Source organism: Paenibacillus physcomitrellae (genome assembly GCF_002240225.1).
In the GTDB taxonomy this organism is placed as follows: domain Bacteria; phylum Bacillota; class Bacilli; order Paenibacillales; family Paenibacillaceae; genus Fontibacillus; species Fontibacillus physcomitrellae.
The window spans coordinates 2,919,057-2,933,283 of the sequence record NZ_CP022584.1; the positions used below are offsets into that span (position 1 = coordinate 2,919,057).

The window sequence follows — 14,227 nt, forward strand, 5'->3', positions numbered from 1 at the left end:
TATCTAGCATATGAAGGAGCTTCACAAGAGGAAACGGGGAATCTGTCCTCAAAGGCAAACGGCCAAGCCGCAGGGTCATCGACCTAACACTGCCCTGCGGTTAAAGCGGCAGGTCTCTCCTTGTAAAGCTCATGACAGCAGCCGCATAACAAAGGACGCCCAAGGCGAACAAAACCACGCCTGACAGCAGCAAATGTCCTCCTCCGGCGACAATGTCGCTTGGACGGTACAGGGAAAACGGGGTCAGCCACTTCATCCAGTCCAGACTTTCGCTCAGCTTGGCTAACAGATCAAAGGTATAGAACAAAAAGACAACCGTTCCGGAGATCCCTTTCGCCCTCTTCTCTTCATTGCTTAAACTGGAGATCAGAAAAGACAATCCGCCAAGCGCAAAAAAGAGCAGGAAGGCCTGCACGTTCATCCAGACAAAAGCGGTCCCGTCAAAAGAGTATCTTCCGCCGATCAGCCAGTCATAACCGGCGAACCCCGCTAACGTCGTGACGCCCACCACCAGCAGGAGACCGGTGACGAGCACCAAAGCCTGCGCCCAGGCGATTTTCCCACGCGTTGTAGGAGCGGATAACAGATAAGCCATCGATCCCTGATCGATAAGGCGGCTCATCAGCGTACCTGACAGCTGGACGGTAAAGACGCCGAGCAGCACCAGCATGATCAGCCCGTAGAACTCGCCGGATATAAAGGCATCCACGCTGCCGAAGCCGCTGCCCAGGCCAAACGCCCGCGAAACCCCCTCCGGCAGGGAGCGGATCACCTCATCGACCGCCGAATTATTGCCGGCTATGCTGGGATAAACGCCAAGCATAAGCAGCATATAAAAAGCGGCGCCGATCGCATACTGCAAAAGCCCCTTGAGCTTGATGCCCAGCATTCTTTTATACAATACCCCGTTCATTTCGCCGCCTCCTTACCCGCGTCGTAATAATCCATAAATATATCCTCCAGATTCTGTGCCGCAATCTCCAGATTGACGACCGGGTACTTCGCCAGCTCCTTAAGGACAGCCGGGTAGTCGCCCCCCTGCACCGCCACTACAACCCTGCTGCGGTTGGTGTTTTGAATATCCAGGCCGGATGCCGAGAACTTTACGGCCGAATCCGCATCCGCAAACGTAATATCGATCCACTTCCGCTGCATCGTCCGCAGCTCATGCATATTTTTAACGCCGACCAGTTTGCCGTCTTTGATGATCGCCGCCCGGTCGCACGTTCTTTCAATTTCAGGAAAGCTGTGGGAAGACATCAGGAAAGTGGTACCCCGCTCCTTCTCTTCCAGTACCAGTTCAATAAAGAGACGCTGCATCAGAGGATCCAGACCTGACGTAGGTTCATCCAGGATGATCACCTCGGGCCGGTGCATAAAAGCCGCAACGATACCTACCTTCTGCTTCATTCCTTTGGACATTTTGCGGATTGGGGTACGATCATCGAATTGAAACCGCCCGATCAGCTCCTGTCTGCGGCTGTGGTCCTTCAGATGTTTCATGTCCGCCATGAAATCAAGGAAACCTTTACCGGTCATCCCCTCAAAAAAAGCGATCTCCCCCGGCAGATAGCCGACCAACTGCTGGACCCTCTCCCGGCTTTTCCACGTATCCATCCCCTTAATGGTGCAGGAGCCTTGTTCCGGCTTCATAAACCCCATAATATGGCGGATCGTCGTCGATTTCCCGGCCCCGTTCGGCCCCAGGAAACCAAATACCTCGCCAGGCTGGACATCAAACGTGATGTCGTGAATTCCCTTTCCTCCTGCAAATACTTTCGTCAAATGCTGTACGGCCAACATAACCGCACCTCCGCCTCAAAATTATGAAATATTTTAACCACATTATTTCACAACTCATACTACGCTTCCCTTTTCTCCCCGTCAATCTATTTATGTAATATTTTCGTGTTATAATTTCATTATTAGGTTAAAGAACGAAAATGAGGCAGGTGAGACGGAAATGAACGGCTTTGAAGAAAAGGCAGCCCCAAACGGCTTTGAACAACGAACGGCCAAAATCAGAACAAAGATTTTACAAACTACGTTTGCCCTGCTGCAGAACGGGCCCTACAAAAAACTGAAAATCACCGACATTGCCAAAGCAGCCGGCGTGTCCCAGGTCACGATCTATAATTATTTCGGCAGTAAGGAAGTTTTGCTGCGGGAGGCCTTTAAAGACCGCGCGATGACCTCAATGGATGAATTTGAAACCTTTATGGAGGCCGGACATTCCTTCCGGGAAACGATGGATTATGTCCTCCGAAACAAACAAAACACCTACTCACTGGTCTCCTCGAGCCTGGTTGAGGATTTGATCGCCCAGGATCCGGAAATCAGCCGCTTCATTGAAAACGAATATAAGGAAAGAGCTTTTCCGCTCATGATCCGATTGATTGAACGCGGCAAGCAAAGCGGGGAAGTATCGTCCAGCGTCAGTCTGCCCGTGTTCATCGCCTACCTGCAAATGTTCATTTCGAACTCCAAACAGCTGCTGGAAGCCTCGAAAAATTCCGGAGATGCCGAGAAGTTTAATTCGGAGTTAACGGAGCTTTTTTTCTATGGCTTATGCGGAAAAAAATAAGCCTGCCCCGACCCGGGACAGGCTGCTTGCGCTGCGTATTTTATAACGTGACCTTATTTCATCGAATATTGAACCGTCAGAGTTGTATTTACAGTCAACTCTCCGGTTTCAATGGAGGTGCTGGCCGCGCTGTCGGCGGCGGAAGCATTCGCAAGGAACGACTCGCCTTGTTTGACGATCGGCGTATATCCGCCGTCATTCTGCACGACGTTGACTACAACACCAAGGCTGCGTCCGGCCGCTTTTGCAATAATACCCGCTTTAACGCCGGCATTGGCCATGGCCTTCGTAATGACCTGCTCCTGGTATTGATCCGGATTGTCTACCGTAAACGTAACGTTATCGATCCGGTTGGCACCGGCACTGGAGGCCGCATCCAGCAGCTGCCCGATCTTGTCCAGGTCTTTATACTTCACCCGCAGGGTGTGATAAGCCGTATATCCGTTGACCTTTTGTCCTTCTTTGTCATTGTACGTATAGTTCGGCTGTACATAGAACTGGCTGGTCTGGATATCGGATGCGCTGATCTTCCATGTGTCCTTCAGCAGAGCAGTAAGCTTCTGCAGGCTTGCCGCATTTTTAGACTGGGCATCTTTGGCCGTAGCCGCCGTTGTCTCTACACCCAGCGACAGATAAGCCACATCCGGTTTCACCGATACTTCGCCGCTTCCCGTCACGGTAATCGTGTTCTGCTGGGACTCACTGTCCGCCGCATAAGCGGGAGTAGTCGGATTAATCAGTGTACCCACAGCCGAGCCTCCTGCAAGCAATCCTCCCGCCAAAGCTACTGCTCCCAATCTCTTAGCCCAAATATTCATCTTTAAACCCCTCCGTCTTCTGAATTGGTAGTTATTACTGGTTGATTTAATCTTTAAGACGAGGCCTTCCAGATAAAGGTTGCAACATAAGAAGGCGATTTCAAAGAATTTCAGGCCCAAATAGATCAGTTATTTAAATCAAGCTAATCAGAGATAATCAGTCAGTTATTCGCAGTAAAAATAAAAGCCGTTCCGTCAGGCCTTTCAAGCTGCCTTCGGAACGGCTGGTGTCTTCGGAACGACCGGTCCTTGATCCAGTCTCCTCCTTCTATTCTGTTAATTCACTTCCGTTAATTTACTTTTGTAAAAAACCAACGCTGCGCGTCTGTGCCGTTATCCGTGTACTGCTGGACGGCCGCCCCATCCGCCGTGGAGGCGCTGGCTACATCCAGGACGAGACCGCTGACCTTGGATACCAGTTTAAAATAACCGCCCCCGGCGTCCACAATTCTCCACCTTTGCGCATCGGAGCCATTGTCATCCCACTGCTGGAGCTGCACTCCGCTGGCTGTTGAAGCGCTTGGCACATCCAGCACCTTTCCGCTGTGAATAGCGGTCAACTTATAATAGCCGTCACCGGTGCTGTCGACACGGAATTGTTGGTTTGGAGCCGTAAAGTTAGTCCACTGCTGGATTTTGGCGCCGCTTGCCGTGGAGACGTCCTTCACGTCAAGCACTTTGCCGCTCGCTTTGGAAGCGATCGTATAGATGCCCCCGCTGACAATAGGCGAAGGAGCCGGGGCCGAGGATTGCTGATAAACCCGCACATAATCGACCTGCATTTGCGCAGGAAATGCCGTTGAACTGTTCGGGCTGCCCGGCCAATTTCCGCCTACTGCCAGGTTCAGAAGAATAAAGAACGGCTTCTGAAATTCTTCCGTATTACCCGTGTTATTGGCAATATAGAATTCGTTATATGGATTGCCGTCTACAAACCAGCGGATATAGTTTGCATCCCATTCGACGCTGTATACATGATACTGCGAGAAGTCCAGGCTTCCGGAGGCTTGGCCATAATCGGCATGACCATTGGCGTCCCAATGCACGGTTCCATTCACGGAAGCGTTATTGTTGACCCGCTCCATGATGTCAATTTCACCGCTTTTTGGCCAGCCTACGGTATCAATATTGGAGCCCAGCATCCAGAAGGCAGGCCAAAGACCTTGCCCGGATGGAAGTTTGATTCGGGCTTCAATTTTCCCATAAGTAAAGCTCTTCAGTCCCTGAGTTTTGATCCGGGCCGAAGTATAGTTCATACCGCCATAAGCTTCCTTCTGGGCGGTGATCACCAGATTGCCGCCTGTCACCTGCAAATTCTGAGGCCGGTCCGTATAATATTCCAGCTCGTTGTTCCCCCATCCGCCGCTGCCGGTCCCGATTTCTGCCTTCCAGTTATTCGTATTGAGAGAAGTTCCGTCAAATTCATCGCTCCACACCAGGTTCCATTCTCCGGCTGCATTAGCGCTTGTGAGCGGAGTCAGTGCAATCAGAAGTGTAAACAGGGTCAACAGGCTGAACCATTTTCCTTGTTTCCTCATTCCATAGCCTCCTCTTCGATTTTAAGATTCTCACCCTGTCCCGCCTTCAGGCAGTCAGGAAACCTCCGAACAACATCCGGCCCCGGGCCGAGCAACCACCTCGCTTTAGTGAGAATTTTAATCAGAAGACGCCTGTTTAGGAGCCGATCTGATCCGGAAGGGCTAACCTATGCTTTGGTGATCAAGCCCCTCCTGGGTCATGGGCTATTTCTCTAATTTGGAAAAACAACCCATTTACCCCTCTTCATTATAAAGCGCTTACATAAGGAATTACAACCATTTTTTGCTAGATTAATAGCTTCCTGGCTTTATTATTAAAAAAGACAGCGCACGCACAAGGCGAGGCCGTCTTCTTCCGTTTTATTCAAGAGAAATATAACCGAGCAAGAGCTATACCCGTCAAGAGATTACTCGACAGTTACAGCCGCTTATTGGTTATTGGTTCTCCAGCTCTTCCTTGCTAACAAGAGTCACTAAAGCGTTTGCAGCCTGTTCCGCATCCGCGCCTTCAGCACTAATGTAAATTTCAGTACCTGTACTGATCGCAAGGCTCATGATCCCCATGATACTCTTGGCGTTTACTTTCTTGTCGTCTTTCTCCACGAAGATTTCAGACGAATATTTATTCGCTTCCTGTACGAAAAGCGCAGCCGGTCGGGCGTGAAGCCCTGTCTTCAATCGAACAGTTACCGGTTGTTTGATCATGGAAACTTACCCCCTCTTCAAATCATTCCGCATAGTATGGTCATTTTAATAAAAATAGTATACCATACAAAACTTGCTGCAAACCAGCCTTTAGCCTTGGCGAATTTTATCGGCCATCTCGTCAATCTTCCGCAAACGGTGATTCACACCGGATTTGCTGACTCCGCCCTTTAGAAGTTCGCCTACTTCTTTCAGGTTCATATCGGGATAAGCCAGTCTTACCTCAGCGACCTCCCGCAGCTTATCCGGAAGATTATCGAGACCGATTTCGCGCTGCAGCAGTTTAATATTTTCAATTTGCCGCACGGCCGCTCCAATCGTTTTGTTGAGATTGGCCGTTTCGCAATTGACGATCCGGTTGACGGAGTTGCGCATATCCCGCATAATTCGGACGTCCTCGAACTTGAACAAGGCTTGATGTGCCCCGATCAGGCTTAGAAACTCAATGATCCTTTCGCCTTCCTTGATGTAGAAAATAAAGCCCTTCTTCCTCTCGATGCACCGGGCGTTCAGATGGAACTCAGCCGCAAGGTTAACCAGCGCCTGACAGTGCTCTTCATACATGGAGGCAATCTCCAGATGGTACGAGGAGCCCTCCGGATTGTTGACGGACCCTCCCGCAAGGAAAGCGCCACGCAAGTAGGCCCCCTTACAGCAGTCATCCTGGATCAGATCCGGATGAATTTCGTCCATGAACATGAATCCTTCCGAAACGATCCTCAGCTCTTTAAGTATTTCCTGAACCCGGGCCGGAATACGGACAATGTATACATTATTTTTCTTCAGCCGCATCTTCTTGCGAACCAGCAGCTCTGTGTGCACATCAAAATGCTTCTTGATCAAAGAGTAAATCCGCCTCGCGATCGCGGCATTTTCCGTAGATATATCCAAAATGACCTTCTTGTTCGAAACCGAAACCGCGCCATTCATCCGAATCAGGGCTGACAGCTCAGCCTGTTCGCAGCAGGGCTCCGCCTCGACCATGGTCAATTCTTTTTTGGTTTGTGCCGCAAAGGACAAGGGACTCACCTCTTTCTTAACATCCAGTTTTGGACCAGGGACCAAATATGCTCGCTTAATTTATCCGCATCGTGACGCAAATAACGGCGGAACAGCACAAGCGTATCGGCAATCACCTTATAACCTCTGCTGGTCAGCACATCATAGTCGAGTTGAACGGGTTTGGCGCCTTTCTCGGCGTAGACATCCTGTACATGCAGCGGGATCTCTCCATCGTTCACAATGACATAATCGATCAAATGATGGCCTACATGATCATAAACGGCCTGCAAATGGTCACTGACCGTATACCCGTCGGTTTCTCCAGGCTGGGTCATGACGTTGCAGACAAAAATTTTAATCGCCTTCGTATTATTCAGCACCGCTTCAGCCAGCTTAGGGACAAGCAGGTTCGGCAAAATGCTCGTATACAAGCTTCCGGGACCAATCAGGATCGCGTCCGCTTCCTTGATCGCCTGGACAGCCTCAGGCAACGGCTCCACCTGTTCCGGTTCGAGGAAAAGACGTTTGATCCTCCCCTGCGCCTCCGGAATCTTGGACTCGCCGGTTACGATACTTCCGTCCTCCATCTCCGCATGGAGGATAACAGCCTGATCCGCGGCAGGCAATACGCGCCCGCTGACGGCAAAGACACGGCTAAGCTCGCGCACAGCCGTTACGAAATCACCGGAAATATCGGTGATGGCCGCCAAAATCAGATTGCCGAGGCTGTGCCCGGCCAGCCCTCCCGAGCCTGCTGGAAAGCGGTAGCTGAGCATATCGGACATCAGCGGCTCGACATCGGCAAGCGCCGTTAACACGTTGCGGATGTCGCCCGGCGGCGGCATCTGCAGTTCATTTCTCAGAATACCAGAACTGCCGCCGTCATCGGCTACGGTTACGATGGCCGTAATGTCGAGCGGCTTCTGCTTCAGCCCCCGCAGCATGACGGACAATCCTGTTCCGCCGCCCATCACAACGATGCGCGGCTTTCTTCCTTCGGAAGGCTGTTTACTCAATGTTGTTCACCTCTTAGGAACGGTCCCGGTCCGAATCACGGTGACTGACACGCACCGTCTCCGTTTCACTCGTACCCAGCATCCGTCCCAGATATTCGGCAATAGCCACCGAGCGGTGTTTGCCGCCCGTACAGCCAATGCCAATAATGACCTGGCTTTTTCCTTCTTTATGATACTGAGGAATCAGAAAATGCAGCATATCCATCAGCTTGGTCAGAAACGATTGCGTCTCCGGCCACTTCATAACATATTCATATACATCGTTGTCTTGTCCCGTGTGTGGACGAAGCTGCTCGATATAGTGAGGGTTGGGCAGAAATCTTACGTCAAACACCAGGTCTGCATCAATCGGAATCCCGTATTTGAAGCCAAAGGAAGTAATATTAACCGAAAGATTGCTGCTCTCCAAATGAGAGAACCGGGAAATAATCTTCTCGCGCAGCTGTGCAGGCTTCATGTTGGAAGTATCCAGCACCTGGGTCGCGGAAAGCTTCAGCTCGTCCAGCATCTTGCGCTCCAGCCGGATGCCGTCAAGCGGCATGCCCTGCGGGGCAAGCGGATGACGGCGGCGGCTTTCCTTGTACCGCTGAACCAGCACGGAATCGGTCGCATCCAGAAACAGAATCTCCGAATGGATTGTGAAATGATCTTTAATAAAATTAAGCGACTCCGACAGCGCCGTAAAGAATTCACGGCCCCGAAGATCAATGACGAGGGCCACCTTGGCTATTTTACCGTTGGACTGTTCAATCAGCTCCGCGAATTTCGGAATCAGCACAGGAGGCAGGTTGTCCACGCAGAAAAAACCCAGATCCTCCAGGCTCTTAACGGCAACTGACTTCCCCGCTCCCGACATCCCGGTAATAATAATCAAATTGGCTAAAGAAGTATGTTCCTGATCCGGCATCAGAATTCCCTCCCTCTATAGTCTGACTCTCTCTATAACAAAAGAATAAAATAAGAACGGCTGAAACAGTCTGGAACGCAGTAAGCTTAAGAAATTAAGAACGAAGGAACAGACCTGCCGCTCCTACAATACCCGCATCGTTGCCCAGTGTAGCCGGCACAATTTCCACGCCCCGCTGCAGCGGTTCAGGGGCAAATTTCGCATATACGCTGCGGATTTCATCAAACAAAATATCTCCGGCTTTAGATACGCCGCCGCCGATGATGAAACGCTGCGGATTCAGCACGGCAGCTACAGCCGCCATGGATTTGCCCAGATAGAAAGCGGCGCGGTTGACGATGCGCTCAGCGACTTCATCGCCATTCTTGGCGGCATCGAACACATCTTTCGCCATGATGTTCTCCACTTGCGCCAAAGACGTACGGTCGCCGCGTTCAACGGCGTCCTTTGCCATGCGAATGATGCCTGTGGCCGAGGAGACGGTCTCCAGGCAGCCCATTTTCCCGCATCCGCATTGAATGGCTTCCAGATCAGGTACTACAGACATATGACCAAGCTCTCCGGCCAGACCGGAGAAACCTTGATAGATTTTACCACGGACAATGATGCCGCCGCCTACGCCTGTTCCCAGCGTATAGCATACGCAATCGTCTACGCCTTTGCCTGCGCCGCCCCAAGCTTCGCCGAGGGCCGCCACATTAGCGTCGTTATCTATTTTGATTGGCTTGCCGAGCCGCTCTTCAAGAATCGCGCGGACCGGAACGTCCCGAAAACCTACATTGGGAGCCAGGATCACAACGCCTTCTTTAAGATCCGTAAATCCAGCGACGCCGGCGCCCACTCCTGCAAGCTGGTCCCAGCTGTATGGTGAGTCCTCTACAATCTGGCGGACATACTTCTCGATATTGGCAAGCACGGTATCGGTTCCTTTGGCAACTTCAGTAGGTCCTTCATAGGTCTGCAAAAGTTTGCCTTCTGCATTACAGATTCCGACCTTAACAGCCGTGCCGCCCAGATCGACACCAATGTAGATTTGTTCAGACATGTATTAAGCCACCTTTTTTCTAAAATAAAATAGTTGCTCCTAACTACCCACTATAAGCGAACCTCCCCCTGTGGTCAAGAGAATCAAAATGGCAGAAACCTTGCCGAATCAGGCTTTCAAAACCTTGATTACCACACAGAGGGACCCCGGATAAACCGGTAAAATTTCATTTTTTCGTAACAATTTTGGTGCACGTCTCGTATAATGAGTAAAATACATAATTTGGAGGAATTCCCATTCATGTTCCCTAACTCTCCGTCGGGCTTTAGCCCGGATACGTCCGGCTTTGATTTCCTGTTCTCTGTCTTTCCTTATCTGTTTGTCCTCGTGTTCCTGCTGATCGTCGGCAGCCTTCTGTTCAGAGGGGCCCGCTATGCCAAAAATGCCGCCTCCCCCCGGCAATCCGCCTTTGTCAAAGTCGTTGCGAAGCGCACGCGGGTGGAGCATCACAGCGGTACCCCATCGTTCACCGACGAACACTTCACAAGCACGCCCTCGCATTCTCATACCTACTACTATATTACGCTGGAGTTTGAGGATGGAGAACGTAAGGAGTTTCTGGACGTCAAAGGACTCTACGGCCTGGTAGCCGAAGACGATACCGGCTTTGCGGCTGTTCAAGGCGACTGGATTGTGGCGTTCGAGCGGACGGCGGCCCCTTCTTATTACTCGTGATATAATGCCAAAGAAGGGATTATGTTCGGAAAGGACGGGCTTAGACTTGAACACGGCGCTTAAACTGCTTTACATCGAAGACGATCCGGAGATCGGCGGCTGGGTCAGTACGGATCTTGAAAGCCGGGGGTACGAAATTATATGGCTGAAAAATGGGGAGCAGGCGCTTAAGGAAGCCGCCGCCTGCCAGCTGGTTATTCTGGACGTCATGCTGCCGGGCCTCGATGGCTTTACGGTTGGACAGCGCCTGAAACGGGAATACCCCGGCACTCCGATTCTGATGCTGTCCGCGCGTTCCTCCATTGATGACAAACTTCAGGGACTGCAGTTCGCGGATGATTATTTGACCAAGCCGTTTCATCCGGAAGAGCTGGCAGCCAGGGTGGACGTGCTTCTGCGGCGTTTCGGCGCACATGACAGCCAGCCTATCAGTCTGAAGCATCTGCTTGTATATCCTCAGGAGAACCGGGTGACGCTCAAGGACAGCGGGGAAGAAATTCTGCTGACCGGCAAGCAGTTTCAAATCTTCCATTACCTGATCCGGCACCTGGGACAGATCATGACTAAAGAACAAATTTATGAAGCCGTTTGGGAGGAGCCTTACCTCGAAGGCGACAAAACACTGATGGTGCACATCCGGTATTTACGGGAGAAGATTGAAAAGGACCCTGCCGCCCCCGAAGTCATCGAAACGATCCGCGGCGTCGGGTACAGGATTAAGGCATGAGACGGAACACGATGAAGCGAGGCGGCATCAGAGGAAAGGGCATCAAACGAAATAACATCCAACGAAATAGCATCCATGGAAAAGACCTGAAGCCGGTCCGGGTGATCCGGTTCAGGCAATCGCTGCTGTCACGGTACGTGCTGATCCTGCTTGTGGCCGTGGCTTTCGTTCCCATCTTTCTGCCCGCCAGCTTCCTCGGCTCCTGGCTGGTCAGCCGGATGATTTTCCCGGAGCCCGCGATTAGTCCGGAAGCAAAGCTGTACCGCAGCAGCCAGACCTTGACCGAAATGTGGCATAAAGAGGCGCTGCAGCTCAAGTCGGCAACGGAGGAACAGATTAACCAGAGGCTGCAGGTTCTCAAGCAGAAATACCCGGCGGCCTCGATGTTCCGGGTGGATCACGAAGGAAGGACAACCCTTCAGCTGCCGGAGCAAAGCGGCCTTCCGGATGTCTGGTCCACGGAGCAGCTCGTCGATTATATGAAGGAACGGCAAAGCGGCGGGCCGTTTACGATTGTTGCGTTTATCGGAGATAACGCAGACACGGGAAAAGGTTTTATCTCCTTTGAGCTGCCAAGGTCGCTGCTGAATTCCGCCCCGGACCGCGGCGCGGACTGGCGGTTCTATGGCCTTCTGCTGGCGATGCTGATCCTCCTGTTTGTAGGCATGTCCTATTGGTTTATCAGAAACATCAAACGCAGGCTGCTGCGGCTGTCCGCCGCAATGGACAACCCGCCGGCCGGCGGCATCCCGCAGCCGATCACACCCGGACGGCCTGATGAAATCGGCATGCTGGAGCAGGCGTTTAACGGGATGATTGCCGAGCTCCGGCTGAGCCGCCGCAGAGAGCAGGAGGAGGAGGCGCTGCGCAAGTCGCTAATCAGCAATCTGTCCCACGATCTGCGCACACCTCTGACCGTCATTAACAGCCATCTTTATTCCTTGAAGGACGAACCGCTGACGGAGAAAGGCCGCAGCTCCGTTGCCTTGATGGAAACGAAAATGGACGACTTGAGCGGCCTGATCGACCACCTCTTGTCTTATAACCTGCTGATCAGCGGTAAATACAAGCTGGAGCCGCACGCCCAGGATGTGCTGCGGCTCGTCCGGGAAAGCGCCGCGGCCTGGTATCCGCTGTGGGAGAAACGGCAGATCGAGCCGGAAATCGAGCTTGGCGGCCAGCCGCTGAACTGGCCGGTCGACAGCCAGGCGTTCCGCAGGGTGCTGGATAATCTGTTCCAGAATATCTTGCGCCATGCGGCTTCCGGGCGGTACATCGGACTGTTTGCCGGCCAGCGCCGTGGACAGGCCGCTTTAGCCATCCGGGATCACGGACCGGGCATGGAGGCAGACAGCGCAAATAAAGGCGCTGGTTTGGGACTCGCTATTGTAGACTTGCTGCTGAAGGAGATGGGGCTCGTCCGTGAGACCGAAAGCAGCCACGAAGGAACAACCACATGGATCTATCCGATGCCTGGACGGCTGAATTAGCTGTCCAGGTCTTTTTTTTAAACAAAATTTAAACTTGGCCTCCCCCTTGATTTAACCTTGACCCGGTAAGCTGGTAATCGAGGTGAAGAACATGAACGATTTTGTGATCCAAACACGCGGCCTGACCAAAACATATAAAGGCAGAGCCGCAGTTGACTCGCTGAACTTAAGTATACCTAAAGGGGAAATCTACGGGTTCCTGGGCCCGAACGGTGCGGGGAAAACCACTACCATCCGCATGCTGCTTGGCTTGATTCGGCCGACCAGCGGCAGCGTTAAGATCTTCGGCAAAGACCTGCGCAAGGAGCGGCTGTCCATTCTGAAAAAGGTCGGTTCCCTGGTCGAATCCCCTTCCTATTACGGCCATTTGAACGCGATAGAGAACCTGGAGGCCATCCGGCGGATTCTTGAAGTGCCGAAATCGCGCATCGCCGAGGTGCTGGACATCGTTTCCCTGACCAAAGAAGCGAAACGTGCGGTGAAAGGCTATTCGCTCGGCATGAAGCAGCGGCTTGGCATTGCCGCCGCCCTGCTCGGATCGCCCGAGCTGCTCATTCTGGACGAGCCGACGAACGGGCTGGACCCGTCCGGCATTCAGGAGATCCGTGAGCTGATCAAGCGGATGCCACAGGAGCACGGCATCACCGTGCTCGTCTCCAGCCACCTGCTCAGCGAAGTGGAGCAGATGGCCGGTTCGGTCGGCATCATTGCGCAGGGCCGGATGGTATTCCAGGACAGCATCCAGCATTTGAAGCAGCAGTCCGCCGGATCGATCTCGCTCCGGGTGTCGGAAGCGGAAACGGCCCTTTGGCTGGCCCGTGATGAAGGGCTGGTCGGCGAGCTGACTGACGGAAGCATCCGCTTCACCGGCTTGTCCGACCCGCAGGTAGCCTGGCTGATCCGCCGTCTGGTCGAGAACCGGCATGACATTTACCGGGTGGAAGAGAAACGGCAGTCGCTGGAGGATATCTTCATGCAGATTGTCGGAACGGGGGGATCGCTTTGATGCTGCGCGCTTTATCCGCCGACTTTCTGAAGATCCGCGGCAAAGGCCTATGGCTGCTCATCATCATCGCCCCGCTTGGCCTGATCGCCATGCAGGCGCTGAATTACGGGCTGCGCTACGACTTTATGATGAAGTCATACGAGGGGCGTTTGTGGGACGGACTCGTAATGGACAATCTATTCCCCTTCGTTCCGCTCGCTCTGTTCCTTGGCGCTACGCTGGTCAGCTCACTGCTGGCCGGCATCGAGCATCAGCTCAGCTCCTGGAAGCAGCTGCTGGCTCTGCCGATCTCGCGAACGGCCGTCTTCAGCGCCAAATACGTCCTGTCCGTCCTGCTGCTGGCCGTGTCCTGCCTGCTGTTAACTCTTGGGGCGGCCGTGTTCGGACTGGCGCTCGGATTTCCGCATGAGCTTCCTTACGAAGATCTGCTGACGCTCAGCTTCTGGCCTTTGATCGGATCGCTGCCTCTGCTGGCCTTCCAGCTGTGGCTGTCGCTGACCCTGAAGAACCAGGCGCTCCCGGTATTCCTGGGCATCGCCATGTCACTCGGCTCCTTATTTACCGGCAATCTAGGCGACTATTTCCCGCTGAATTGGCCCTCTCTGGCCCTTCAAGGTGAACACCATGTTCTCTATCTGGGCATGGGGACGGCGCTGGGTCTGCTAATTGCGCTGCTTGGACTGCTGCATTTTACACGGAAGGATGTGGACTGAG

15 protein-coding genes are annotated in these 14,227 nt (G+C 52.8%); 6 read left to right on the forward strand and 9 right to left on the reverse strand.

All coding sequences use genetic code 11. From position 1 onward, the window contains the following. Nucleotides 1–100: 100 nt before the first annotated feature. Together CBE73_RS13210 and CBE73_RS13215 are read right to left on the reverse strand one after the other, a co-directional pair. Nucleotides 101–913, reverse strand: a complete 813-nt coding sequence (locus CBE73_RS13210) for an ABC transporter permease subunit (protein ID WP_094094604.1) — start codon at nucleotides 911–913, stop codon at nucleotides 101–103. Beyond that, nucleotides 910–1,803: an ABC transporter ATP-binding protein gene (locus CBE73_RS13215; RefSeq protein ID WP_094094605.1), complete on the reverse strand. Its 894-nt coding sequence runs from the start codon at nucleotides 1,801–1,803 to the stop codon at nucleotides 910–912. Before CBE73_RS13215 ends, CBE73_RS13210 begins: the two co-directional genes overlap by 4 nt. Before the next feature lie 160 nt (nucleotides 1,804–1,963). Here CBE73_RS13215 and CBE73_RS13220 point away from each other — a divergent pair, with 160 nt between their 5' ends. Further along, nucleotides 1,964–2,584, forward strand: a complete 621-nt coding sequence (locus tag CBE73_RS13220; protein WP_094094606.1) for a TetR/AcrR family transcriptional regulator — start codon at nucleotides 1,964–1,966, stop codon at nucleotides 2,582–2,584. A gap of 53 nt (nucleotides 2,585–2,637) precedes the next feature. Here CBE73_RS13220 and CBE73_RS13225 read toward each other — a convergent pair whose 3' ends face one another. The 7 genes from CBE73_RS13225 to CBE73_RS13255 all read right to left on the reverse strand — a co-directional run bounded on the left by CBE73_RS13225 (nucleotide 2,638) and on the right by CBE73_RS13255 (nucleotide 9,615). Next, on the reverse strand, nucleotides 2,638–3,402 hold the full coding sequence (locus CBE73_RS13225; protein ID WP_094094607.1) for an SIMPL domain-containing protein: 765 nt from the start codon (nucleotides 3,400–3,402) through the stop codon (nucleotides 2,638–2,640). 290 nt (nucleotides 3,403–3,692) lie between these two features. Beyond that, nucleotides 3,693–4,940 (reverse strand): RICIN domain-containing protein, encoded by a 1,248-nt coding sequence (locus CBE73_RS13230; RefSeq protein WP_094094608.1) that lies wholly within the window; start codon nucleotides 4,938–4,940, stop codon nucleotides 3,693–3,695. A 435-nt stretch (nucleotides 4,941–5,375) separates the two neighbouring features. Further along, nucleotides 5,376–5,645 carry an HPr family phosphocarrier protein gene (locus tag CBE73_RS13235; RefSeq protein WP_068698756.1) on the reverse strand — a complete coding sequence of 90 codons (270 nt, stop codon included), beginning with the start codon at nucleotides 5,643–5,645 and terminating at the stop codon, nucleotides 5,376–5,378. Between the two features lie 90 nt (nucleotides 5,646–5,735). Then, complete coding sequence (gene whiA, locus CBE73_RS13240) at nucleotides 5,736–6,665, reverse strand: DNA-binding protein WhiA (protein WP_094094609.1); 930 nt, start codon at nucleotides 6,663–6,665, stop codon at nucleotides 5,736–5,738. Between the two features lie 5 nt (nucleotides 6,666–6,670). Then, nucleotides 6,671–7,618: a gluconeogenesis factor YvcK family protein gene (locus CBE73_RS13245; protein WP_094096305.1), complete on the reverse strand. Its 948-nt coding sequence runs from the start codon at nucleotides 7,616–7,618 to the stop codon at nucleotides 6,671–6,673. A 58-nt stretch (nucleotides 7,619–7,676) separates the two neighbouring features. Beyond that, nucleotides 7,677–8,570 carry an RNase adapter RapZ gene (gene rapZ / locus CBE73_RS13250; RefSeq protein WP_094094610.1) on the reverse strand — a complete coding sequence of 298 codons (894 nt, stop codon included), beginning with the start codon at nucleotides 8,568–8,570 and terminating at the stop codon, nucleotides 7,677–7,679. Nucleotides 8,571–8,664: 94 nt separating this feature from the next. Next, entirely contained in the window at nucleotides 8,665–9,615 is a 951-nt protein-coding gene (locus CBE73_RS13255) for an ROK family glucokinase (protein WP_094094611.1), read from the reverse strand. 240 nt (nucleotides 9,616–9,855) lie between these two features. Here CBE73_RS13255 and CBE73_RS13260 point away from each other — a divergent pair, with 240 nt between their 5' ends. The 5 genes from CBE73_RS13260 to CBE73_RS13280 all read left to right on the forward strand — a co-directional run bounded on the left by CBE73_RS13260 (nucleotide 9,856) and on the right by CBE73_RS13280 (nucleotide 14,226). Beyond that, nucleotides 9,856–10,290 (forward strand): DUF2500 domain-containing protein, encoded by a 435-nt coding sequence (locus CBE73_RS13260; protein WP_094094612.1) that lies wholly within the window; start codon nucleotides 9,856–9,858, stop codon nucleotides 10,288–10,290. Between the two features lie 46 nt (nucleotides 10,291–10,336). Then, a complete protein-coding gene (locus CBE73_RS13265) occupies nucleotides 10,337–11,017 on the forward strand; it encodes a response regulator transcription factor (RefSeq protein ID WP_229752843.1) in 681 nt (226 codons plus the stop codon). Continuing rightward, entirely contained in the window at nucleotides 11,014–12,507 is a 1,494-nt protein-coding gene (locus CBE73_RS13270; protein ID WP_229752845.1) for a HAMP domain-containing sensor histidine kinase, read from the forward strand. The genes CBE73_RS13265 and CBE73_RS13270 overlap by 4 nt, the downstream gene beginning before the upstream one ends. A 91-nt stretch (nucleotides 12,508–12,598) precedes the next feature. Further along, nucleotides 12,599–13,513: an ABC transporter ATP-binding protein gene (locus tag CBE73_RS13275; RefSeq protein ID WP_094094614.1), complete on the forward strand. Its 915-nt coding sequence runs from the start codon at nucleotides 12,599–12,601 to the stop codon at nucleotides 13,511–13,513. Then, nucleotides 13,510–14,226 carry an ABC transporter permease gene (locus CBE73_RS13280; protein WP_094094615.1) on the forward strand — a complete coding sequence of 239 codons (717 nt, stop codon included), beginning with the start codon at nucleotides 13,510–13,512 and terminating at the stop codon, nucleotides 14,224–14,226. The genes CBE73_RS13275 and CBE73_RS13280 overlap by 4 nt, the downstream gene beginning before the upstream one ends. Nucleotide 14,227 lies beyond the last annotated feature (1 nt).

Excerpts from the sequence above, each read along its gene's own strand:
- CBE73_RS13215 (WP_094094605.1), bottom strand. The coding sequence starts at position 1,803 with ATGTTGGCCGTACAGCATTTGACGAAAGTATTTGCAGGAGGAAAGGGA.
- CBE73_RS13220 (WP_094094606.1), top strand. The coding sequence starts at position 1,964 with ATGAACGGCTTTGAAGAAAAGGCAGCCCCAAACGGCTTTGAACAACGA.
- CBE73_RS13225 (WP_094094607.1), bottom strand. The coding sequence starts at position 3,402 with ATGAATATTTGGGCTAAGAGATTGGGAGCAGTAGCTTTGGCGGGAGGA.
- CBE73_RS13275 (WP_094094614.1), top strand. The coding sequence starts at position 12,599 with ATGAACGATTTTGTGATCCAAACACGCGGCCTGACCAAAACATATAAA.
- CBE73_RS13210 (WP_094094604.1), bottom strand. The coding sequence starts at position 913 with ATGAACGGGGTATTGTATAAAAGAATGCTGGGCATCAAGCTCAAGGGG.
- rapZ (WP_094094610.1), bottom strand. The coding sequence starts at position 8,570 with ATGCCGGATCAGGAACATACTTCTTTAGCCAATTTGATTATTATTACC.
- CBE73_RS13235 (WP_068698756.1), bottom strand. The coding sequence starts at position 5,645 with ATGATCAAACAACCGGTAACTGTTCGATTGAAGACAGGGCTTCACGCC.
- CBE73_RS13260 (WP_094094612.1), top strand. The coding sequence starts at position 9,856 with ATGTTCCCTAACTCTCCGTCGGGCTTTAGCCCGGATACGTCCGGCTTT.
- CBE73_RS13255 (WP_094094611.1), bottom strand. The coding sequence starts at position 9,615 with ATGTCTGAACAAATCTACATTGGTGTCGATCTGGGCGGCACGGCTGTT.
- CBE73_RS13270 (WP_229752845.1), top strand. The coding sequence starts at position 11,014 with ATGAGACGGAACACGATGAAGCGAGGCGGCATCAGAGGAAAGGGCATC.
- CBE73_RS13245 (WP_094096305.1), bottom strand. The coding sequence starts at position 7,618 with ATGGGCGGCGGAACAGGATTGTCCGTCATGCTGCGGGGGCTGAAGCAG.
- CBE73_RS13230 (WP_094094608.1), bottom strand. The coding sequence starts at position 4,940 with ATGAGGAAACAAGGAAAATGGTTCAGCCTGTTGACCCTGTTTACACTT.